The following is a 20,672-nucleotide window of genomic DNA, read 5'->3' on the forward strand; positions in this document are numbered from 1 at the left end:
GAGGGTGTCTTACTTGCCCAGTGCGGCGTCCGCGTGACCGTCCAGCCGGGCGCGCAGCACCTGGTCATAGTCGGCGGCGCGGGGCAGCAGGTCGGGGCGGATCTCGGCCAGGCGCCGTTCGAGACGGGCGCAGGCCTGGTGGAGCTCGATCAGGGCGCCGTCGATGTCTTCGCGCTGCTGCTCCAGCGCGGTGGCGCGCTCGCGGAACTTCTTCAGCGACCGGGCCATCTGGGCCGCGCCGTCGTCGTTCTCGTCATACAGGTCCAGCAGTTCGCGGATTTCCGACAGCGACAGGCCCACGCGCTTGCCGCGCAGGATCAGCTGCAGGCGGACGCGGTCCTTGTGGGAATAGACGCGGTTGAGGCCTTCGCGGGCCGGCGACAGCAGGCCCTTGTCCTCATAGAAGCGCAGCGCGCGCGGCGTGGCTTTGAATTCGTTGCAGAGATTGCGGATCGTGAACGTCCGCTCGGGGCGACGCAGGTCGGCCAACATAGAAACCTCCCAAGAGGAAAGGCCCAGCTACGCGGCGGGGCCGCTTTGTTATCGTTGATCACCCTATTCCGGGTTTCCGTTGACGTCAACGTTTACGTAAACGTCAACTTGACGCGATGTCGATAGGTTTACTTTCCTAGCCTTGCGGCTTATTTTCTTGCCGCCACGGCCACGCTGGATCCCGCGACATGACGGCGCTTTCGCATACCGAAATCTGGACCGCGATCGACGCGCTCGCAAAGCGTTTCGACATGAGCCCCTCGGCCATGGCCAAGATGGCGGGGCTGGACCCCACCAGTTTCAACCGCTCCAAGCGCACCTCATCCGACGCCGAGGCGCGTCCGCGCTGGCCCTCGACCGAGAGCCTGGCCAAGGTGCTGGAGGCCACCGGCGTGGGCTTTTCCGAGTTCGCCGCCCTGACCGAAAACGCCAAGCGCCCGCCGGCGCGCGGCGTGCCGCTGCTGGGCTTCGCCCAGGCGGGCTCGGACGGCTTCTTCGATGATGCGGGCTTTCCCGCCGGCGAGGGCTGGGACGAGATCGCCTTTCCCGGCCTGCAGGAAGACGGCGTCTATGCGCTGGAGATTTCCGGGGACTCGATGGTCCCGGTGTTCCGCGACGGCGACCGCATCCTGGTCTCGCCCTCGATCGAGCCGCGTCGGGGCGACCGGGTGGTGGTCAAGACCAATGCGGGAGAAGTGATGGCCAAGGAACTGGCGCGCGTCACCGCCCGGACGATCGAGCTGACCTCGCTGAACCGGGACTATGGCGACCGCGTGCTGGAGCGTGGCGATGTGGCCTGGATCGCGCGGATCCTTTGGGCCAGCCAGTAATTGGGGGCCAGCCAGTAAAGCCTAGGTGCGCGGGCAGTTGCCGTGCTGGCCGTTGATATAGGCCAGCAGATCGCCCTCCCAGGGCGCGTCGCAGGACACGTCGACCCGATACGAGCCCCAGATGTCGTTGTGCGCGGCTTCCACATGGGCGCCGGGGAACTTGGAGGTCAGATCTCCGAGCAGAGAATCGAATTCCGAACGGTCTGACGGGCGAAGGGTGAACGAAGCCATTGGACTAACCTTGGGGTTCTGATCCTCGAACCTTACGCCCACAATTGCGGACATTCCCTTAACCGGGAATTCAGGCCTTGTTCATCTTAGCGGACATGGTGTCGCAGGCGCGGTGACTCACCGGAGGCGGGAGAAGCGGGGCTTTGGATGCGCGTGGTGGGGGCTGCCGCCGCGAACTCTAGACCGTCGTCATCCCGGGACTTGTTCCCGGGACCCATTTGTCGGCCGCGCAGGCAGAGCCAAAAAGCGTTCTCACGCTGAAGCTGAACCCTGGGTCCCGGGAACAAGTCCCGGGATGACGAAAAAAGAACCGTGTCGAGAGACTCTACCCCAGCTTCTCGTCGATCAGCGCGATGGTCCGGTCCAGACCGAAGATCGCCGCGAACGAGCCGAAGCGCGGGCCCTGGCTTTGCCCCAGCAGCACTTCGTACAGAGCCTGGAACCACGCCCGCAGCGGATCGAACGCGTGGTCCTTGCCGACCGCGAACACCTCGTTCTGGATCAGCTCGGCGTCCTGGCAATCGGCGGGCAGGGCCGCGAGGCGCCCGCGCAGATCGACGATCGCCGCGCGCTCCACATCCGTCGGGGCGCGGAAGGTCTTCGAGGGCTTCACGAAGTCCTCGTAGTAATTGATCGCATAGCCGGCCAGGCGGTCCAGCAGCGGCTGGGTCTGCGGCGTCGCGCCATCCACGTAACGGCCCAGGAAGCCCCACAGGATGTCCTTGGTCGAGGCGTCGGCGGCCGAGACGAGATTCAGCATCAGGCTGAACGACACCGGCGAGCCCTGCTCGGGCGGCTTGCCCGAATGAACGTGCCAGGCCGGGTTGTCGATCTGCTTGCCCGGCTCCTGCTTGGCGTAGGCGTCCAGCTGCTGGAGATATTCGTCGGTCGCCTTGGGGATGACATCGAAATAGAGCTTCTTGGCCGACTTGGGGCTCTGGAACATGTAGTAGGCCAGGCTCTCGGGCGCGCCATAGCGCAGCCACTCGTCCATGGTCAGGCCGTTGCCCTTGGTCTTGGAGATCTTCAGGTTGTTCTCGTCCATGAAGAGTTCGTAGTGGAACCCTTCCGGTGGCGAGCCGCCCAGCACCTTGCAGACCTGGTTCGACAAACGGACGCTGTCGATCAGGTCCTTGCCACTCATCTCATAATCGACGCCCAGGGCCGTCCAGCGCATGGCCCAGTCGGGGCGCCACTGCATCTTGACGCCGCCGCCGGTCACCGGAACCTCGGTCAGCTCGCCGTCCTCGTCGCGGAACACGATCGTGCCCTTGGCGACATTGCGCTCCAGGGTCGGGACCTGCAGCACCTTGCCGGTCTTGGGGCTGATCGGCAGGAACGGCGAATAGGTGGCGCGGCGCTCCTCGCCCAGTGAGGGCAGCATGATCTTCTGGATGGCGTCGAAGCGCTCCAGGGCGATCAGCAGGGTCTCGTCGAAGCGGCCGCCGCGATAGCAGTCGGTCGACGACACGAACTCATAGTCGAAGCCGAAGCCGTCCAGGAACGCGCGCAGGCGGGCGTTGTTGTGATGGCCGAAGCTCTCGTGCTCGCCATAGGGGTCACGGACCACGGTCAGCGGCTTGTCGAGGTCGGGGATCATCACCTCGCCATTGGGCACGTTCGGCGGGATCTTGCGCAGGCCGTCCATGTCGTCGCTGAACGAGATCAGGCGCGTGGGGATCTTGTCGTCGGTCAGGGCGCGGAACGCCGCGCGGACCATGGTCGTGCGCGCCACCTCGCCAAAGGTGCCCATGTGCGGCAGGCCCGACGGACCATAGCCGGTCTCCAGCACCACCGGTTTGCGCAGGGCCTCCAGCGTGGCGACCGCTTCGTCGGTCTTGCCGGCGTTGATCAGGGTCGAGGCGAGATCGCGCTCGGCGTCGGACAGGCGCAGACGCAGCGTGCGGGCCAGCAGGGCGCGCGCCTGCTCGAACGGCCAGGCGCGTGCGTCGCGGGCGAGGGGGGAGAGGCCTTCAAACATGCGGGCGGTATAGGGGGAAGCGGCGGTGGTGGCTAGGTTTTGGGTGGGCACCTTGCTAGGCTCACCTCGATAGGGGTCATTCGGAGGTGGCGAGGTCATTATGCCCTTGAGCTAACCTCTCAAGTTTCCTCGATGATCGCCTCGTGCCAGACTTTGTTGTGGCCCAGTTTGGATCTGGAGAATTTTATATTCTCACATCCTTCATGTGACTCAACAATATCCTTTAGTGTGAAGGCGAGATTCTCAGGCATTGAGGCGCCAAATGTCACCTTCTTTATCAGACCGGCGTGCATTGGAATTGTGTATATATAATCCGCAAATATATTTTCTTCCCATGCAATTACACGGTACTCGCTTTCCGACTTAAAAGTATCCCTTTTTAGAAAGGGAAGTGTTTCGGTCGGTATGGGCTTCATCGCCCGAATTTGGTCGAGGTTACTGTATTTCACCGGGCCATGAATGACTGGGCCTTTTGCATCATCGAGAAACTCTAAAAACTCAGATCGATCAAAATGAATACAAAGGCCGTGACTATGCCCAGCAAAAATCTGCCAGTGATGCCCCGTTTCTGATGCTTCAGTCATGCACAGGGCATAGGCCGATCCGTCACCCTTTCGTTTGCTGTACTCGTTTAAACCGAACGTGTCGTTTTGGTCGTACCAGCGCGCGGGCGATAGTAGCGTAATGCGATTGTTACGGACGATATCCAGCAAGGAAAGAACGTCCGTATAGCGCCTTAGAAAGTCAGTCACTCAGTGCGCTCCTATTGGCCATCCGCCGCAGCGGATGCTGGCGCGCCCTGAAACCCTTGGTGGAATTGGAGCTCTGAGGCCAGGCCGTGTCAATGACGGCGCGCCGCGCCGCCGCGCGCGGCCGGCCTCTGGCCGGTCATTGACACGGCCTGACCTCAGAGCAAGCTCGCCTCCAAGGATTCAGGGCGGGGCGTGGGCGGCTTTTCGGAAAAGGCTGATGGGCGCTCGCATTAAGTCCTCCCCCTGAAGGGGGAGGGGTCGGCGAAGCCGACGGAGGGGGTAGTGCTGCTGACTCAATGCGGTCTTCCCCCACCGGCCTCCGGCCGCCGCCCCCTTCAGGGGGAGGACTTGGCGGCGAGCACGGGGATAGAGGGCGCTGTATCCCCGTAGTTTCCGAAACAAACCCCAGCCCAATCAACGCACTACAAAATAATCGATCGCGCCAATCAGACGCGCCGAAACCTCCCGCATAATCATCTCACCTCGTCGCGAGGAAAGGGCGCAAGGCCAGCGACCATTGCGGCGGCGGGGGGTGATCGAGCGGGACTGGGCTTCAGGGGGATACTGAAGCGCGTCCGGGGATCCTGGCGTTGCAGGACCCGCCCGCCGTCGGCGTGGATGGGGATCAAGGCGAGTGTTGGTCAGGATTGGCCCCACGCCCCCCGACCTTCGTTCTGCCGAGGAAACCCGACAGGCGAGTTCCGGTAAGGCCCCAACTGGGCCACCCGCTGGGACGCTGACGGATAACGGTCGCGCGGAGCGGACGGCTTCGTCGAAACGGTATTCTTCTATCTCATCCGGACGTGGTCCGGACGCTCCGCGACCCTTTCCATCAACTCGGCGGTTTCCGCGCGAGGTCGTGAGCCCGTGTCCGCCACACTTGCCCCCTACGGGCTGCTGCGCAGCCGTCTTCCCCCTACGGGGGGAGGACGACCGCGAAGCGGTCAGGAGGGGGCAGGCCGATCACCCCTTCAGCGCCCCCGCCACCACCTCGCGAGCCTCGTCCTGCACAGCCTTCAGATGCTCATCTCCGAGGAACGACTCCGCATAGATCTTGTAGACGTCCTCGGTGCCCGACGGCCGCGCCGCGAACCAGGCGTTGGCGGTGACCACCTTCAGCCCGCCGATCGCCTCGCCATTGCCGGGGGCCTTGGTCAGGGTGGCGGTGATCGGCTCGCCCGCCAGGCTGGTCGCCGTTACGTCGGACGGGCTCAGCGCGCCCAGCCGCGCCTTCTGCGCCCGGTCGGCCGGAGCGTCGATGCGGGCATAGGACGGGCGGCCGTACCGGTTGGCCAGGTCGTCATACAGCTGGCTGGCGCTGCGTCCGGTGCGACCCTGGATCTCGGCGGCCAGCAGGGCCAGCAGCAGGCCGTCCTTGTCGGTGGTCCACACGGTTCCGTCGCGACGCAGGAACGCGGCCCCGGCCGATTCCTCGCCGCCGAACCCGACGCTGCCGTCCAGCAGGCCCGGCACGAAGTGCTTGAAGCCGACAGGCACCTCCAGCAGCGTGCGACCAAGCCCGGCCACCACGCGGTCGATCATCGAGGACGACACCAGGGTCTTGCCGACGGCCACGTCCGGCCCCCAGCCCTCGCGATGGCTGAACAGATAGGCGATCGAGGCCGCCAGGAAATGGTTGGGGTTCATCAGCCCGCCGTCGGGGGTGACAATGCCATGGCGGTCGGCGTCGGCGTCATTGCCGGTGGCGACGTCATAGCCCGCGCCTTCGGCCATGCCCTTGATCAGGTTGGCCATGGCCGAAGGCGACGAGCAGTCCATGCGGATCTTGCCGTCGGTATCCAGCGGCATGAAGGCCCAGCGCGGATCGACCGTCGGGTTGACCACGGTCAGGTCCAGGCGGTGGCGCGTGGCGATCTCACCCCAATAGCCGACGCTGGCCCCGCCCAGCGGATCGGCGCCGATCTTCACGCCGGCGCTGCGGATGATGTCGAGATCCAGCACGCTCGGGAGATCGTCGACATAGCGGCCCAGGAAGTCGAAGCGCCCCGCCTGGGCGATCGCCCGCTCGAACGGCATGCGCCGTACGTCGGCCAGACCGCCTTCGATCAGCTGGTTGGCGCGATTGGCGATCGCCGAGGTGGCCGAGCCGTCGGCCGGTCCGCCCGAGGGGGGATTATATTTGATGCCGCCGTCGCGGGGCGGGTTGTGCGACGGGGTGATCAGGATGCCGTCGGCCAGGCCCGAGGTCTTGCCGCGATTGAAGGCGAGGATGGCGTGGGACACCGCCGGGGTCGGGGTGAAGCCGTCGCGGTCGTCGATCAGCGTCTCCACGCCATTGGCGACCAGCACCTCGATCACGTTGCGCCAGGCGGGCTCGGACAGGCCGTGGGTGTCGCGGCCGACAAAGATCGGGCCGGTGATGCCCTGGGCGGCGCGGTATTCGACGATCGACTGGGTGATCGCCAGGATGTGGGCCTCGTTGAAGGCCCCGTCGAGACTGGAGCCCCGGTGTCCGGACGTGCCGAACGCCACCCGCTGACCGGGACTGGACATGTCGGGCTTGAGGTCAAGATAGGCGCCGGTCAGGGCGGCCAGATCGATCAGGTCTTCGGGTCGGGCCAGCTGGCCAGCGCGTGCATGCATGTCGGGAAGCCTATCGATCGAAGGTGGGGCGTTCAATTCGGTGCGGAGTCTGGACGGCTGTCTTCAGAACGCGGCGCTGAAGATTGTTCCATCCGGCATCAGGGCGGCGCGCTTTACGCCGTCCGAGGCGAACGGCATGGCGACCTTGCCGTCCCGGTCGATGCTGATCAGTCCGCCGTCGCCGCCCAGGGCGGCGACCCCGGCGATGGCGGCCGCCGCCGCGCGCTCCAGGCTTTCGCCGCCAAAGCGCATGCGGTGGGCGATCTGCACCGCCACGGCCGTGCGGATGAAATATTCGCCCTGGCCGGTGCAGGAGACGGCGACCGTGTCGTCGGCCCAGGCCCCGGCCCCGATCAGCGGGCTGTCGCCGATGCGCCCCGGCATCTTGCCGAACACGCCCGCCGTAGAGGTGGCGGCGGCGAGGCGGCCCTGGTCGTCGCGCACCACGCAGCCGACCGTGCCGGTCGGGTGGTCCGGCGGATGATTGCTCTCGAACGCGCCGGCCCGGGTGAACCAGCTGTCCGGATCGACGATCTCCTTCAGGCCCTGCGACCGGGCGAAGGCCATGGCGCCTTCGCCGGCCAGCATGACGTGGGGCGTCTTCTCCATCACCGCCCGGGCCGCCAGGATCGGGCTCTCGAAACCCTGCAGGGCGGCGATCGAGCCGGCGCGGCCGGTGGCGCCGTCCATCAGGCAGGCGTCCAGCTCATAGGCCCCGGCCGCATTGGGCGAGGCGCCCTTGCCGGCGATGTAGAGGCCGCTGGCTTCGAGGGCCACGACGGTCTCGACGGCGACGTCCAGGGCGCTGGCCCCGGCGGCCAGACGGTCGCGCGCCGCCTCGACCAGGCCGGCCATGTGGGCGATCTCCTGACCGTAGTCATGGCCCGGGGCAGAGCCCGCGCCACCGTGCAGGGCGAGACTAAAACGTTTGTTTGACATTCCGCTTCCTTGGCCGCGCGCCCTGCGTTAGCGTCCGGCCTCTTAACGAATAAAGACGGGAGAAGACAGATGAAGGCGGTTCTCAGCACGGTGGTCGGCGGCCCCGAAACCCTGGAATTGTCGGAACTGCCCGATCCCGTGGCCGGTCCCGGTCAGGTGCTGATCGATGTGAAGGCCTGCGGCGTCAACTATCCCGACGTGCTGATCATCGAGGACAAGTACCAGTTCAAGCCCACCCGCCCCTTCGCCCCGGGCGGCGAGGTCTCGGGCCTGATCGCCGCCGTCGGCGAGGGCGTGACCAAGTTCAAGGTCGGCGATCGCGTGCTGGCCTCGACCGGCTGGGGCGGCATGGCCGAGAAGCTGGCCCTGGAAGAGGCCCGCTGCACCAAGATCCCCGACAACATGCCCTTCGATGAGGCCGCCGCCTTCATCCTCACCTACGGCACCTCCTATTACGCCCTGAAGGATCGCGGCAGCCTGAAGGCCGGCGAGACCCTGCTGGTGCTGGGCGCGGCCGGCGGCGTCGGCCTGGCGGCCGTCGAGCTGGGCAAGGCGGCCGGGGCGCGCGTCATCGCGGCGGCTTCGAGCCAGGAAAAGGTCGATCTGGCCATCGCCCACGGCGCCGACAGCGGCGTGGTCTATCCGCGCGGCCCGTTCGACAAGGACGGCCAGAAGGCGCTGGCCAATCTGATCAAGGAGGCCTGCGGCCCCAACGGCTGGGACGTGGCTTATGACGCGGTCGGCGGCGACTATTCGGAAGCCACCATCCGCGCCGCCGGCTGGAACGGTCGCTTCCTGGTGATCGGCTTCCCGTCGGGCATTCCCAAGATTCCGCTGAACCTGACCCTGCTGAAGTCCTGCGACATCGTCGGCGTGTTCTGGGGCGCCTCGGTGGCCCGCGACCCGGCCGCCCACGCCCAGAACGTCAGGGAGCTGATGGCGCTCTACGCCGAGGGCAAGATCAAGCCGCACGTTTCCGAGCGCTTCCCGCTGGCCAAGGCCGGCGACGCCATCGCCCATCTGGCCAGCCGCAAGGCCATGGGCAAGGTGGTCGTGACCAACGACTAGAACTGTCCGGACCCTGACGGCGGACCCGTTGCGCCGTCAGGGTTAAGGCCCGCTAAGGATGAAATTTATCGGGATGCTTACGGGCCATCCCCAAGACTGAATGCGGTTCTCACGAAAGCCGCCGATGTCGCAGACTGCCCGTTCCGTTTCGCCCTCGCAGGAGGCTGCTCGACCGTTCCGCCTCAAGCGGCGGGCCAACGAGCGGGTCAAGCTGCTGGGCGAGACCATGGATCTGGTGCGCCACGAGGAAGTCTTCCACTTCGTCGGCGCGCGGCTGGCGCGGGGCGTGTCCTCGATCATCGCCAACCACAATCTTCACAGCCTGTACCTGGCCCGCACGAGCGACCAGGTGCGGGCCTTCTTCAGCGCCGCCGACCTGGTCGAGGTGGATTCGACGCCGTTGCTGGCCTGGGCCCGGGTGATCGGGCGCAGCAGCCGGCAGTTCCACCGCTGCACCTATCTGGACTGGCGCGACTTCTTCTGGGCCAAGGCCAGCGCGGAAAACTGGCGGGTCTTCTTCGTCGGCGGCGCGCCGGGCGTGGCCGAGGCGGCGAGCGAAAAGATCCTGGCCGACTGGCCCGGCGTCCAGCTCGAAACGCACCACGGCTATTTCGACGCCAGCCCCGGCTCGGACGAAAACGCGGCGGTGGTCGAGAGGATCAACGCCTTCAAGCCCCATATCCTGCTGGTCGGCATGGGCATGCCGCGCCAGGAGATCTGGGTGCTCGAGAACCACAAGGCGATCACCAGCCCCTGCGCCCACTTCACCGTCGGCGGAGCCTTCGACTACGAGGCCGGCGTCCAGAAGGCCGCGCCCCGCTGGATGGGCCGGATGGGCGTCGAGTGGCTGTTTCGCCTGATGGCCGATCCGCAACGCCTGTTCTCGCGCTACTGCGTCGAGCCCTGGTTCCTGATCGGCCCGGCCATGGGCGACCTGCATCAGGCCTTCCTGACCCGGCCCGCCGCCCAGATCGACGGCGCGAACGCCTTTCCAGGCTAGCCAAGCCTTCCGTCCTCCGCGAGTATGATCGCTGATCACCGATCCATCAGAGGTCGGGACGGGAGCGCGAAGGAACAACGCCATGGCTGGACGTCTGAACGGCAAGGTCGCCGTGATCACTGGAGCTTGCTCGGGCATCGGCCTGGGCGCGGTCGAGCTGTTTGTCGCCGAGGGCGCCAGCGTCATCGCCGCCGACCTGCAGGACGACAAGGGCGCGATGCTGGAGAAGCGTTTCCCCGACAAGGTCCGCTTCGCCCGCTGCGACGTCACCGTCGAGGCCGACATCGCCCGGGCGGTAAACATGGCCAAGGACGCCTTCGGAGGTCTCGACATCCTGTTCAACAACGCCGGTCACGGCGGCACGCCGGCGGGCGTGGCGGACATGACCGCCGAGGGCTGGGACTGGACCTTCGCCCTGCTGGTGCGCGGCCCGGCTCTCGGCATGAAATACGCCGCGCCGCTGATGCAGGAACGCGGCGGCGGCTCGATCATCAACACCGCCTCGATCGCCGGGCTGCAGGCGGGTTTCGGCCCGCTGGCCTATTCGACCGCCAAGTGCGCCGTGATCCATATGAGCCGCTGCGCGGCGGCCGAGCTGTCGCCGGACCGGATCCGGGTCAACGCCATCTGCCCGGGCCTGATCGCCACCTCGATCTTCGGGGCCTCGATGGGGCTGCCGCGCGAGGTCGCCGACCAGATGGCCGCCCAGATCGCCGAGGTGGGTCCCAAGATCCAGCCGATCCCCAAGGCCGGCCTGCCCGAGGACATCGCCCGCGCCGCCCTCTATCTGGCCAGCGACGATTCCGAGTTCGTGACCGGCACCCACATCGTGGTCGACGGCGGCATCACGGTGGGCGGCCGCAGCAGCTGGGACAAGAACGCGCCCTCGCCGATCCTGTCGGCCATGGGCATCACCCCGGAACAGGCCGAGCAGATGCGGGCGGCAATGGCGGGCGGCGGGGTCGGGTGACGGCCAGCGCTCTCACGCCCAACCTGCGCGGCGCGCTGTGGATGCTGGCCTCGGCGGTCGGCTTCACGGCGATGACCACGCTGATCAAGTATCTGGGCCCGGGCTATCCGGCCGCCCTGCAGACCTTCTACCGGCAGCTGGCGGGGGTGATCATCCTGCTGCCGCTGATGGCGCGCGACTGGCGGGGAACCTTCTACACCACCCGGCCGGGTATCCTGATCTTCCGGTCCAGCGCCGGGGTGCTGGCCCTGATTCTCAGCTTCTACGCCTATCAGGAACTGCCGCTGGCCGACGCCAACGCGCTGTCGTTCACCCGGACACTCTGGCTGGTGCCGTTCGCCGGCCTGATCCTGCGCGAGCCGATCGGTCCCTTGCGGATCGGCGCGGCCGTGGTCGGGTTCCTGGGCGTGCTGATCATGCTGCAGCCCGGCGCGGACGGTTCCGGCGGCTGGTTGGGCTGGCCCCAGGCGGCGGCCCTGGCGGCGGCGCTGCTGTTCGCCCTGACCATCACCGGCATGAAGGTGATGACCCGCGACCACTCGCCCTTCACCCTGCTGGTCTATGCGGCCGTGCTGGGGCTGGTGTTCTCGATCCCGCCGGCCTTGTTCGTCTGGCGCTGGCCCAGCCTGCCCGACCTTGGTCTGCTGGCCGCGATGGGCGTGATCGGCACCCTGACCCAGGGGGCCTATATCAAGGGCATGCAGTCAGGTGAGGCGGCGGTGATGGCGCCGATCGACTATACGCGGCTGGTCTTCGCCGTGCTGGTCGGCTTCCTGCTGTTCCATGAGGTCCCCAAGACGGCGACCCTGGTCGGGGCGGTCATCGTCGTGGGATCGACCCTGTTCATCTCATGGCGCGAGCATCAGGTGTCAAAGCGCGCGGCGGCCCTGACCGTTCAGGCGCCGGAATAGGCTCGCCGCCATTCGACGAACTTCTGGAGCCCTTCAGCCAGCTTCACCTTCGGCCTGTAACCCGTGAGGGCGTGGAGCTTGTCGATATTGGCGTAGGTGGCGGTGACGTCGCCGGGTTGCATCGGCCGCATGATCTTGACGGCCGGGGCGCCGAGCGCGGCTTCAAGCGTCGAGATCATCTCCATCAGCCCGACCGGATCATTGTCGCCGATATTGTAGACCTCGTGCCCGTCTTGGGCCGGCGGGTGGTCGAGGACGCCGATGATCCCATCGACGATGTCGTCGATATAGGTGAAGTCGCGGGCCATCTTGCCCTCGCCATAGACCTCGATCGGCTCGCCCGCGAGGATCTTCTGGGTGAAGCCGTAGTAGGCCATGTCGGGCCGGCCCCAGGGGCCATAGACCGTGAAGAACCTCAGGCCCGACTGCGGAAAGCCATACAGCGCCGCATAGCTCTGGCTGATCATCTCGCAGGAGCGCTTGGTGGCCGCATAGAGTGACACCGGCTTGTCGGCCGGATCGGTCTCCTTGAAGCCCGAACCGTCGATCGGCCGGTCGCCATAGACGCTGCTCGACGAGGCATAGACCAGATGCTCGACGCCGCTGTGGCGGCAAGCCTCCAGCACGGCCAGATGGCCGGCCAGGTTGGAGCGCTCATAGGCGAAGGGATTGTCGATCGAGTAGCGGACCCCGGCCTGAGCGGCCAGATGCACCACACGCCTGGCGCCGGAGGATTTCACCAGCTCCAGCAGGGCTTCATGCTCGGCGATATCCAGACGGACCATCGTGAACCCGGTCCGGCCCTCCAGCCGGGCGGCCCGGGCCGCCTTCAGGGCCGGGTCGTAATAGGTGTTGAAGTTGTCGACGCCGACCACCGTCTCGCCGCGATCGAGCAGCCGCTCGGCCACATGCATGCCGATGAAGCCGGCCGCGCCCGTGACGATGATCGGTGAAGCCATCAGCCCCGTCCGATGCTGGCGTAGGTAAAGCCGTGGCGGACCATCTCGCTGGGCTTGTAGACATTGCGCAGGTCGACCACGACCGGCGCGGCCATCAGGAGCTTCAGGCGGTCAAGGTCGAGGGCCCGAAACTGGTCCCATTCGGTCAGGATCACCAGGGCGTCGGCCCCCTCGGCGGCCTCATAGGCCCCGGCCTTGAAGTCCACGCCCGGCAGCATGTGAGCCGCCTCTTTCGCGCCTTCGGGATCATAGGCCTGCACCGTCGCGCCCATGGCCTGCAGGGCCGGCAGGATGTCCAGGCTCGGCGCGTCGCGCATGTCGTCGGTATTGGGCTTGAAGGTCACGCCCAGCACACCGATCGTCTTGCCGGTCAGGTCGCTCAAGCCGATGGCGTCGGCGACCTTGGTCGCCATGGCCTTCTTGCGGGCGTCGTTCACGGCCACCGTGGTCTCGATCAGCTTGACCGGCGCGCCATACTGCTGGGCGGTGCGGACCAGGGCGATGGTGTCCTTCGGGAAGCACGATCCGCCATAGCCGGGACCGGCATTGAGGAACTTGCCGCCGATGCGCTTGTCCAGCCCGATGCCCTTGGCCACCTGCTGCACGTCGGCCCCGACCTTCTCGCACAGGTCGGCCATCTCGTTGATGAAGGTGATCTTCATCGCCAGAAAGGCGTTGGCGGCGTACTTGATCAGCTCGCTGGTGCGACGGCCGGTGAAGACGATCGGCGTCTCGTTCAGGCTCAGTGGCCGATAGAGGTCGCGCATCACCGCCTGGGCGCGCTCGTCCTCGGTGCCCACCACCACGCGGTCGGGGCGCTTGAAGTCCTCAATGGCCGCGCCTTCGCGCAGGAACTCGGGGTTGGAGACCACGGCGAACTGGGCGTCGGGGCGCACGCGCTTGATGATCGCCTCGACCTCGTCGCCCGTGCCCACCGGCACGGTCGACTTGGTGACGATGACCGTGAAGCCGTCGATCAGGCCGGCGATCTCCTCGGCGGCGGCGTAGACATAGGACAGGTCGGCATGGCCGTCGCCGCGACGGGTCGGCGTGCCGACGGCGATGAACACCGCGTCGGCGTTCTTGATCGCGTCGGCGCCTTCAAGCGTGAAGAACAGCCGGCCTTCGCGGACGTTGCGGGCGACAAGGTCATCCAGACCGGGCTCGAAGATCGGGATCTCGCCCTTTTCCAGCCGTTCGATCTTTCTCGGATCCTTGTCGATGCACGTCACCACGTGACCGAAATCGGCGAAACACGCCCCCGACACCAGGCCCACATAACCCGTGCCAATCATCGCTACGCGCATCGAAACATCCTGATCCGATCGATCATCGCCCGACGGGCGACGCCTGTGCCTAATCCAGCAATCGCGGCGCCGAGGCAAGCCGCCTGGCTAAGACGCTCACCGCGATGACATCATCATGACGACGATCGCCATGAACCACATCGGTCTTTCAACCTCGGGTCAAAGCCGATAGCCAGAAGCCTCGCGTCGCAAGGGGGATTTCATGCGGACCGTTCTGGTTGCCGGCGGCGCCGGCTATGTCGGCTCACACACCTGCCTGGCCCTGGCGGCGGCGGGGTTCAAGCCCGTGGTGTTCGACGACCTGTCCAACGGCCACCGCGAACACGTCCAATGGGGGCCGCTGGAGATTGGCGACATCCGCGACGCCGCCCGGCTGGACGCAGTGTTTGCCGCCCACAAGCCCGTCGCCGTCCTGCACTTCGCCGCCCGCATCGAGGTTGGAGAGTCGGTCAAGGATCCGGGCGCCTTCTTCGACAACAATGTCGCCGGCACGATCAACCTGATCGAGGCCGCACGCCGAGCCGGCATCGAATCCATGGTGTTTTCCTCGACCTGCGCCAGCTTCGGCGATCCGGTGACTCTGCCGATGGACGAGACCCATCCCCAGGCTCCGCTCAATCCCTATGGCCGCAGCAAGCTGATGGTCGAGCAGGCCCTGGCCGACTATGGCCGCTATGTCGGCTTCCGCAGCACGGTGCTGCGATACTTCAATGCCGCCGGCGCCGATCCCGATGGCCGCATCGGCGAGTGGCATGAGCCTGAAACCCACGCCATCCCGCTAGCCATCCAGGTGGCGCTGGGCCAGCGCTCGCACTTTACGATCTTCGGCGACGACTACGACACCCGTGACGGCACCGCCGTGCGCGACTACGTCCATGTTCTAGATCTCGCCGACGCCCACGTCGCGGCGCTGACCCGGCTGCTCGAAGGCGCGAGGAGCACCAGCTACAACCTCGGCACAGGCCACGGTACGACGGTGAAGGAGCTGATCGCCGGCGTCGAGCGCGCCACCGGCAAGCCCCTGCCCGTGCAGATGGCGGCCCGCCGCCCGGGCGACGCGCCGATCCTGGTCGGCGACAACGCCAGGGCCCGCGCCGAGCTGGGCTGGGCGCCGTCGCGTGATCTCGACGTCATCCTGGGAAGCGCCTGGCGCTGGCATCAGGCGCAAGCCGCCACCGGTCGGTGACGGTCGATCAGGGATGATCCGACCCTTGATCCCGGGGATCATGGCCGATTGTCGCACGACCCCGCGTTGAAACGGTTTATTTGTAACTGTCGCGGTATCGTCTGAGGGTTGTGACCCGGGGGAACCGCGTGTGTTGAAGGTTTTGACCTGTCTGACGACCGAGCATGACTATCGGTTGGTCGGCGTGGCGGCCGTCGTTTGCTTCGCCGCCTGCTTCACCGCGTTCAGACTCTACTCACGCATGCGCGGCGCCAAGGGGCTCGTCAGAGCGGCCTGGCTGCTGCTTACCGGCCTGGTGTGCGGGTCGGGCGTCTGGGCCACCCACTTCATCGGCATGGTCGCCTATGATCCCGGCCTGAAGACGGGTTACAGCCCGACCGGCACCCTCCTGTCTCTGATGATCGCCGTCCTCTTCATGGGCTCCGGCTTTGTCGTCGCCTCGGCGCAACGCACGCGCACCAACGATATGGCCGGCGGCCTGATCCTGGGGATGGGCGTCGCCTCGATGCACTATACCGGCATGACCGCCTTCGTGACCCAGGGCCAACTGGTCTGGGAGCACGCAACGGTCGGCGCCTCTGTCCTCTTTGGCGTGGCGGGCTCCACGGCCGCGCTGATCTTGGCGGGCCGCGCCCGTAGCATCGGCAAGCAGATTCTGGGCGGCGCCGTACTGACCCTGGGCGTCTGCGCCCTGCATTTCACCGGCATGGGCGCCATCACCATCGTGCCCGACACTTCGATCGTGGTCCCCGAGCAGCTGCTTTCGGGCGGCTTCCTGACCCTGGCCGTCACCAGCATCACCGGCGTGATCATCTTGGGCGGCCTCGGCGCCGTGGCGATCGAATCCCAGACCACGCGCTCGGCCCTCGAGCGCATCCGCCGCATGGCCAACGCCGCCTATGAGGGCATCGTGGTCGTCCAGGACGGCCGCATCAACGACGCCAACGCCGCCTTCTGCGAACTGGTCGGAGCGCCGCTCGACGAGCTTACGGGCAAGCCGCTGTACGGCGCGATCCTGACCTTCAGCGGCGACGAGGCCTCCCGCGACGGCGTGCGCCGCGAAGGCGTTCTGCAACCGGTCGAAGGCGGCCGCGAGATTCCCGTCGAGGTCTTCTCGCGCCTGATGGACGACGGCGCCCGCACCGAGACCTCGGGCCTCACCGTGCTGGCGGTCCGCGACCTGCGCGAACGCCGCTCGGCCGAGGAGAAGATCCGCTATCTGGCCGAGCATGACGGCCTGACCGGCCTGCCCAATCGCAACTCGCTGCAGACCCGCCTGGCCGCCGCCATCGAGCGTGTCGAGGCCTCGGGCGAGACCCTGTCGGTGATCTGCATCGACCTTGACCACTTCAAGGAAGCCAACGACCAGCATGGTCACCTGGCCGGCGACGCCCTGCTGGTCGAGACCGCCCGCCGTCTGCAGGATTCCGTTTCGGCGCCCTCCTTCGCCGCGCGCCTGGGCGGCGACGAATTCATGGTGGTGCAGGTGGGCGCTGGCGATCAGCCCACGGCCGCCGCCGAGCTGTCGGGCCGACTGCTGGACGCCCTGGCGACCCCGGTCATGTTCGAAGGCCAGGACCTGGCCATGGGCGCCAGCCTGGGCGTCAGCCTCTATCCCGATGACGGCCGCACGACCGAGTCGCTGATGGCCAATGCCGACATGGCGCTGTACCGCGCCAAGGAGGGCGGCCGCGGAATCTATCGCTTCTTCAAGCGCGAGATGGACGAGTCAATCCGCGAACGCCGCTCGCTGGCGCGTGACCTCAAGCAGGGCATCGCTGACGGCGAACTGGTGGTCTATTATCAGCCCCTGGCCCGCGCCTCCGATGGCGAGGTCTGTGGCTTTGAGGCCCTGGTGCGCTGGCAGCATCCGACCCGTGGCATGATCCCGCCGCTCGATTTCATTCCTGTGGCCGAAGAGAACGGCCTGATCGCCCCGCTGGGCGAATGGGTTCTGCGTCGCGCCTGCGCCGACGCCGCCTCGTGGGAAAAGCCGCTGCGCATCGCGGTCAACCTGTCGCCGCTGCAGCTGAACAATCCCGCCCTGCCGACCCTGGTGCACGAGGTTCTGATCGCCACCGGCCTGTCGCCGCACCGGCTGGAGCTGGAGATCACCGAGAGCGCGCTGTTCAAGGACTATCAGCGGGCGCTCGATAACCTGCGCCGGCTGAAGGCGCTGGGCGTTCGCATCGCCATGGATGATTTCGGCACCGGCTTCTCGTCGCTTTCGACGCTGCAGTCGTTCCCGTTCGACAAGATCAAGATCGACAAGAGCTTCGTGGAAAACATCCACCGCCATGACCGCGCCACCGTGATCGTCCGCGCGGTTCTGGGTCTGGGTCGCAGCCTGGAGATCCCGGTCGTCGCCGAAGGCGTCGAGACCCAGGAGCAGATCAACTTCCTGCGCAGCGAGGACTGCGCCGAGCTGCAGGGCTATGCCATCGGTCGGCCCGGCCCGCTGCACACCCTCGACGCCTGGACCAAGGCGGCCACAGCCCCGGCTGCCGCCCAGCCGCCAAAGCGCGCCAGGCGTTCCGCCGCCTGAGTCCGATCAGCGACCGCGCTTCAGGCCCCCCAGCAGGCCCCGCATGATCTCGCGCCCCGCCTGACTGGCGACCGTGCGCAACAGGGACTTTGCGAAAGTCTCGGCCATGCCCTGGCGATTTGAAGCGCGGGGACGAGGGGCGGCCCGCGTCTCGCGCGCCTCTTCCCGAGCCCGAACCTTTTCTTCAGCGATCCGGACCTTCTCCGCCTCGGCCGCGTCCTCGGCGGCTTCGCTCTGGCGCAAGGCGTCCTGGGCGCGGCCCTGCAAGACCTCATAGGCCGAAGCGCGATCCTGGGCGGTGTCATAGAGGCCGGACACCGGGCTACGAGCGATAAGGGCCGTGCGCTCTTCCGGCGTCAGCGGGCCCAGACGCGAGGCGGGCGGGCGGATCATGGTCTTCTGCACGACGCAGGGCGCGCCCTTGGCGTCCAGCGTGGAAACCAGGGCCTCGCCGACGCCAAGGCCCTGGATGGTCTCGGCCGTGTCAAAGGACGGATTGATCCGGAACGACTGGGCGGCCGCCTTGAGGCCCTTCTGGTCGGCGGGCGTGTAGGCGCGCAGGGCGTGCTGGATGCGCGCGCCCAGTTGGCCCAGCACGGCATCGGGAATGTCGGCCGGGTTCTGGGTGACGAAATAGATACCCACGCCCTTGGAGCGGATCAGGCGCACGACCTGTTCGATCTTTTCCAGCAGGGGCCTGGGCGCGTCGTTGAACAGCAGGTGGGCTTCGTCGAAGAAGAACACCAGGCGCGGCTTGTCCACATCGCCCAGCTCGGGCAGTTCCTCGAACAGTTCCGACAGCAGCCACAGCAGGAAGGTCGAATAGAGCTTGGGCGACTGGATCAGCTTGTCGGCCGCCAGCAGGTTCACATAGCCGCGCCCGGCGACGTCGGTGCGCATGATGTCGGCCAGCTTCAGGGCCGGCTCGCCAAAGAAATTGTCGGCGCCCTGGCTCTGCAGGGTCAGAAGCTTGCGCTGGATCGCGCCCACCGTGGCGGGCGAAACATTGCCATACAGCGTGCCGATGTCGGCGGCGTGGTCGGCGACATATTTCAGGGCCGCCTGCAGGTCCTTGAGGTCGAGCAGCAGCAGGCCGTCCTTGTCGGCGACATGGAAGACGATGGTCAGAACGCCTTCCTGCACATCGTTAAGCTCCAGCAGGCGCGCCAGCAGCACCGGTCCCATCTCCGAGATGGTCGTGCGGATCGGATGGCCCTTCTGGCCGAACAGGTCCCAGAACACGGTCGGCGGGGCGGCCGGGGTCAGGGTCAGATCCATCAAGGCGGCGCGGGCCAGCATTTTCTCGTTGGGCGTGCCGGCGATGGCGATGCCAGAAAGATCGCCCTTCACGTCGGCGGCGAAGACGGGCACGCCGGCGTCGGAAAAGGCCTGGGCCATGATCTGGAGGGTGACGGTCTTGCCTGTGCCAGTCGCGCCCGCCACGACGCCGTGCCGATTGGAGCGGTCCAGTCGCTGCGTCACCGGCCCTTCGCCCAGCCCGATCAGGATCTCGCCTTCACCAATCGACAACGTCATATGCAACATCCTCAAAACTGAAGCACTGAGCCTAACCGCGCCCTTGCGCCGCGCCAATCGCGGTAGGCAAAGTGTTACGATCTCCAGGAGTTCTTGAATGACCGTTTCGTCGTCCGCCGCTACTCGCAACGCCGTGGTCTTCCTGGCGGTCATCGCGGGCGGCGCGGCGCTGCTGTGGATGCGCGACATCCTCACCCCGCTGGCTCTGGCCGTGTTCCTGGCGGTGATGATCGACGGTTTCGCCCGCGTGCTGATGGCCAAGGCCCGCTTTGCCAAACGCCTTGCCCTGCCCACGGCCATCGTCCTGTCGATCTCGCTGTTTGGCCTGTCGGTGTGGGTCGTGGCGGAGAACAGCGCCAGCTTCGTCGATCAGCTCAAGGCCTATGCGCCACGGCTGAATGACATCATCGCCAGGCTGGCCCATGCGCTGGGCATCCAGGTGGCGCCAACGGTTGCCGACCTGATCACCCAGCTCAACCCGCAGCGCTATATCGGAGCTGCCGCCCAGAGCTTGCAGAACTTCGCCTCAAGCGCGATTCTGGTATTGATCTATCTGGGATTTATAATCGCCTCGCGTCGCGGGTTTAACCGCAAGATCGTGGCCATGTTTCCGCAGCACGGCGAGCGCGACAAGGCGATGGTCCTGTTCCATCGCATCCGCGACGGCGTGGAGCAGTATCTCTGGATCCAGACGGTCACGGGCCTGATCATCGCGGTCGGAGCCTGGCTGGTCATGGCCCTGCTTGGGCTCGACAACGCGTTCTTCTGGGCCTTCCTGATCTTTCTGGCCAGCTACATCCCGATCCTGGGCGGCGCCATCGGATGCTTCCTGCCGCCCCTGTTCGCCATCGTGCAGTTCCCCGACAGCTTCCTGCCGGCCATCATCCTGTTCGTCGCACTGCAGGCGATCTATTTCGTGGTCGGCAACATCGTCCTGCCGCGCATGCAGAGCGACAGCCTGAACATGGACCCGACCGTGGTGCTGTTGTCCCTTGCCGTCTGGGGCGCCCTGTGGGGCGTGCCGGGCATGTTCCTGTCGACGCCCCTGACGGTGGCCTTCATGGTCATCCTGGCCCAGTTCGACGGCACGCGCTGGATCGCTATCCTGCTATCCGAGGATGGCGATCCGCAGGGGCCAGGCGTGACCCCTGCGGGAGAGCCTGCAAAGGCCGAAAAGCCAAAGTCGACCGCCCGACAGAAAGTCGCCAAGGGGGACTTAAAATCCTGAACGCGGCGCCTATCTCTGTCTGGTCCGGCGCCCCCCAGTCGGACCCCCGCGCGACGCAGCCTGGTTCTCCGGCGCGTCCGAAGCGGAAAACGCCCGCCAGCCCCCCCCGGCGGGTCAGCGCCGCCGGTTTCCC

The 20,672-nt window shown here is 66.5% G+C and carries 17 protein-coding genes; 8 read left to right on the forward strand and 9 right to left on the reverse strand.

What is annotated here, in order from left to right:
- Nucleotides 1-9: 9 nt before the first annotated feature.
- Nucleotides 10-489, reverse strand: a complete 480-nt coding sequence (locus tag ACW17V_RS00345; RefSeq protein WP_492108849.1) for a MerR family transcriptional regulator — start codon at nt 487-489, stop codon at nt 10-12.
- Nucleotides 490-680: 191 nt separating this feature from the next.
- On the opposite strand from ACW17V_RS00345, the gene ACW17V_RS00350 reads away from it, so the two are divergent.
- Entirely contained in the window at nt 681-1,322 is a 642-nt protein-coding gene (locus ACW17V_RS00350; protein WP_492106929.1) for a S24 family peptidase, read from the forward strand.
- Nucleotides 1,323-1,343: 21 nt separating this feature from the next.
- Here ACW17V_RS00350 and ACW17V_RS00355 read toward each other — a convergent pair whose 3' ends face one another.
- The 5 genes from ACW17V_RS00355 to ACW17V_RS00375 form a co-directional block, all read right to left on the reverse strand.
- Entirely contained in the window at nt 1,344-1,553 is a 210-nt protein-coding gene (locus ACW17V_RS00355; RefSeq protein ID WP_419319524.1) for a hypothetical protein, read from the reverse strand.
- A 325-nt stretch (nt 1,554-1,878) separates the two neighbouring features.
- Nucleotides 1,879-3,534: a lysine--tRNA ligase gene (locus tag ACW17V_RS00360; protein ID WP_492108850.1), complete on the reverse strand. Its 1,656-nt coding sequence runs from the start codon at nt 3,532-3,534 to the stop codon at nt 1,879-1,881.
- A 119-nt stretch (nt 3,535-3,653) separates the two neighbouring features.
- Nucleotides 3,654-4,286 (reverse strand): DUF2971 domain-containing protein, encoded by a 633-nt coding sequence (locus ACW17V_RS00365; RefSeq protein ID WP_492106930.1) that lies wholly within the window; start codon nt 4,284-4,286, stop codon nt 3,654-3,656.
- 963 nt (nt 4,287-5,249) lie between these two features.
- The gene (pgm, locus tag ACW17V_RS00370; protein ID WP_492106931.1) at nt 5,250-6,890 is read right to left on the reverse strand and encodes a phosphoglucomutase (alpha-D-glucose-1,6-bisphosphate-dependent); all 1,641 of its coding nucleotides are present in this window, start codon (nt 6,888-6,890) and stop codon (nt 5,250-5,252) included.
- 63 nt (nt 6,891-6,953) lie between these two features.
- Nucleotides 6,954-7,829, reverse strand: a complete 876-nt coding sequence (locus ACW17V_RS00375) for an isoaspartyl peptidase/L-asparaginase family protein (RefSeq protein ID WP_492106932.1) — start codon at nt 7,827-7,829, stop codon at nt 6,954-6,956.
- A gap of 69 nt (nt 7,830-7,898) precedes the next feature.
- On the opposite strand from ACW17V_RS00375, the gene ACW17V_RS00380 reads away from it, so the two are divergent.
- The 4 genes from ACW17V_RS00380 to ACW17V_RS00395 all read left to right on the forward strand — a co-directional run bounded on the left by ACW17V_RS00380 (nt 7,899) and on the right by ACW17V_RS00395 (nt 11,778).
- Nucleotides 7,899-8,897 carry an NADPH:quinone oxidoreductase family protein gene (locus ACW17V_RS00380; protein WP_492106933.1) on the forward strand — a complete coding sequence of 333 codons (999 nt, stop codon included), beginning with the start codon at nt 7,899-7,901 and terminating at the stop codon, nt 8,895-8,897.
- 124 nt (nt 8,898-9,021) lie between these two features.
- Complete coding sequence (locus ACW17V_RS00385) at nt 9,022-9,897, forward strand: WecB/TagA/CpsF family glycosyltransferase (protein ID WP_492106934.1); 876 nt, start codon at nt 9,022-9,024, stop codon at nt 9,895-9,897.
- Nucleotides 9,898-9,979: 82 nt separating this feature from the next.
- Nucleotides 9,980-10,867: an SDR family NAD(P)-dependent oxidoreductase gene (locus tag ACW17V_RS00390; protein WP_492106935.1), complete on the forward strand. Its 888-nt coding sequence runs from the start codon at nt 9,980-9,982 to the stop codon at nt 10,865-10,867.
- Between the two features lie 41 nt (nt 10,868-10,908).
- A complete protein-coding gene (locus ACW17V_RS00395) occupies nt 10,909-11,778 on the forward strand; it encodes a DMT family transporter (RefSeq protein ID WP_492108851.1) in 870 nt (289 codons plus the stop codon).
- On the opposite strand, the gene ACW17V_RS00400 is transcribed toward ACW17V_RS00395, so the two are convergent.
- Both ACW17V_RS00400 and ACW17V_RS00405 read right to left on the reverse strand, forming a co-directional pair.
- Nucleotides 11,763-12,740: an NAD-dependent epimerase/dehydratase family protein gene (locus ACW17V_RS00400; protein ID WP_492108852.1), complete on the reverse strand. Its 978-nt coding sequence runs from the start codon at nt 12,738-12,740 to the stop codon at nt 11,763-11,765. The two genes, ACW17V_RS00395 and ACW17V_RS00400, sit on opposite strands and share 16 nt — an antisense overlap.
- On the reverse strand, nt 12,737-14,044 hold the full coding sequence (locus tag ACW17V_RS00405) for a UDP-glucose dehydrogenase family protein (RefSeq protein WP_492106936.1): 1,308 nt from the start codon (nt 14,042-14,044) through the stop codon (nt 12,737-12,739). The genes ACW17V_RS00400 and ACW17V_RS00405 overlap by 4 nt, the downstream gene beginning before the upstream one ends.
- A gap of 202 nt (nt 14,045-14,246) precedes the next feature.
- On the opposite strand from ACW17V_RS00405, the gene galE reads away from it, so the two are divergent.
- Together galE and ACW17V_RS00415 are read left to right on the forward strand one after the other, a co-directional pair.
- Entirely contained in the window at nt 14,247-15,230 is a 984-nt protein-coding gene (gene galE / locus ACW17V_RS00410; RefSeq protein WP_492106937.1) for a UDP-glucose 4-epimerase GalE, read from the forward strand.
- Between the two features lie 130 nt (nt 15,231-15,360).
- Complete coding sequence (locus tag ACW17V_RS00415; protein WP_492106938.1) at nt 15,361-17,775, forward strand: EAL domain-containing protein; 2,415 nt, start codon at nt 15,361-15,363, stop codon at nt 17,773-17,775.
- Between the two features lie 6 nt (nt 17,776-17,781).
- On the opposite strand, the gene ACW17V_RS00420 is transcribed toward ACW17V_RS00415, so the two are convergent.
- Complete coding sequence (locus ACW17V_RS00420) at nt 17,782-19,311, reverse strand: helicase HerA-like C-terminal domain-containing protein (protein WP_492106939.1); 1,530 nt, start codon at nt 19,309-19,311, stop codon at nt 17,782-17,784.
- Between the two features lie 97 nt (nt 19,312-19,408).
- Here ACW17V_RS00420 and ACW17V_RS00425 point away from each other — a divergent pair, with 97 nt between their 5' ends.
- Nucleotides 19,409-20,539, forward strand: a complete 1,131-nt coding sequence (locus ACW17V_RS00425) for an AI-2E family transporter (RefSeq protein ID WP_492106940.1) — start codon at nt 19,409-19,411, stop codon at nt 20,537-20,539.
- The last annotated feature ends 133 nt before the right edge of the window (nt 20,540-20,672 follow it).

The sequence above is a fragment of the Caulobacter sp. FV2ye17ST genome (genome assembly GCF_058680955.1).

Coding starts and splice junctions, on each gene's coding strand:
- ACW17V_RS00420 (WP_492106939.1), bottom strand. CDS start 19,311: ATGACGTTGTCGATTGGTGAAGGCGAGATCCTGATCGGGCTGGGCGAA.
- ACW17V_RS00350 (WP_492106929.1), top strand. CDS start 681: ATGACGGCGCTTTCGCATACCGAAATCTGGACCGCGATCGACGCGCTC.
- ACW17V_RS00395 (WP_492108851.1), top strand. CDS start 10,909: ATGCTGGCCTCGGCGGTCGGCTTCACGGCGATGACCACGCTGATCAAG.
- ACW17V_RS00380 (WP_492106933.1), top strand. CDS start 7,899: ATGAAGGCGGTTCTCAGCACGGTGGTCGGCGGCCCCGAAACCCTGGAA.
- ACW17V_RS00360 (WP_492108850.1), bottom strand. CDS start 3,534: ATGTTTGAAGGCCTCTCCCCCCTCGCCCGCGACGCACGCGCCTGGCCG.
- ACW17V_RS00405 (WP_492106936.1), bottom strand. CDS start 14,044: ATGCGCGTAGCGATGATTGGCACGGGTTATGTGGGCCTGGTGTCGGGG.
- ACW17V_RS00390 (WP_492106935.1), top strand. CDS start 9,980: ATGGCTGGACGTCTGAACGGCAAGGTCGCCGTGATCACTGGAGCTTGC.
- pgm (WP_492106931.1), bottom strand. CDS start 6,890: ATGCATGCACGCGCTGGCCAGCTGGCCCGACCCGAAGACCTGATCGAT.
- ACW17V_RS00425 (WP_492106940.1), top strand. CDS start 19,409: ATGACCGTTTCGTCGTCCGCCGCTACTCGCAACGCCGTGGTCTTCCTG.
- ACW17V_RS00355 (WP_419319524.1), bottom strand. CDS start 1,553: ATGGCTTCGTTCACCCTTCGCCCGTCAGACCGTTCGGAATTCGATTCT.
- galE (WP_492106937.1), top strand. CDS start 14,247: ATGCGGACCGTTCTGGTTGCCGGCGGCGCCGGCTATGTCGGCTCACAC.
- ACW17V_RS00385 (WP_492106934.1), top strand. CDS start 9,022: ATGTCGCAGACTGCCCGTTCCGTTTCGCCCTCGCAGGAGGCTGCTCGA.
- ACW17V_RS00375 (WP_492106932.1), bottom strand. CDS start 7,829: ATGTCAAACAAACGTTTTAGTCTCGCCCTGCACGGTGGCGCGGGCTCT.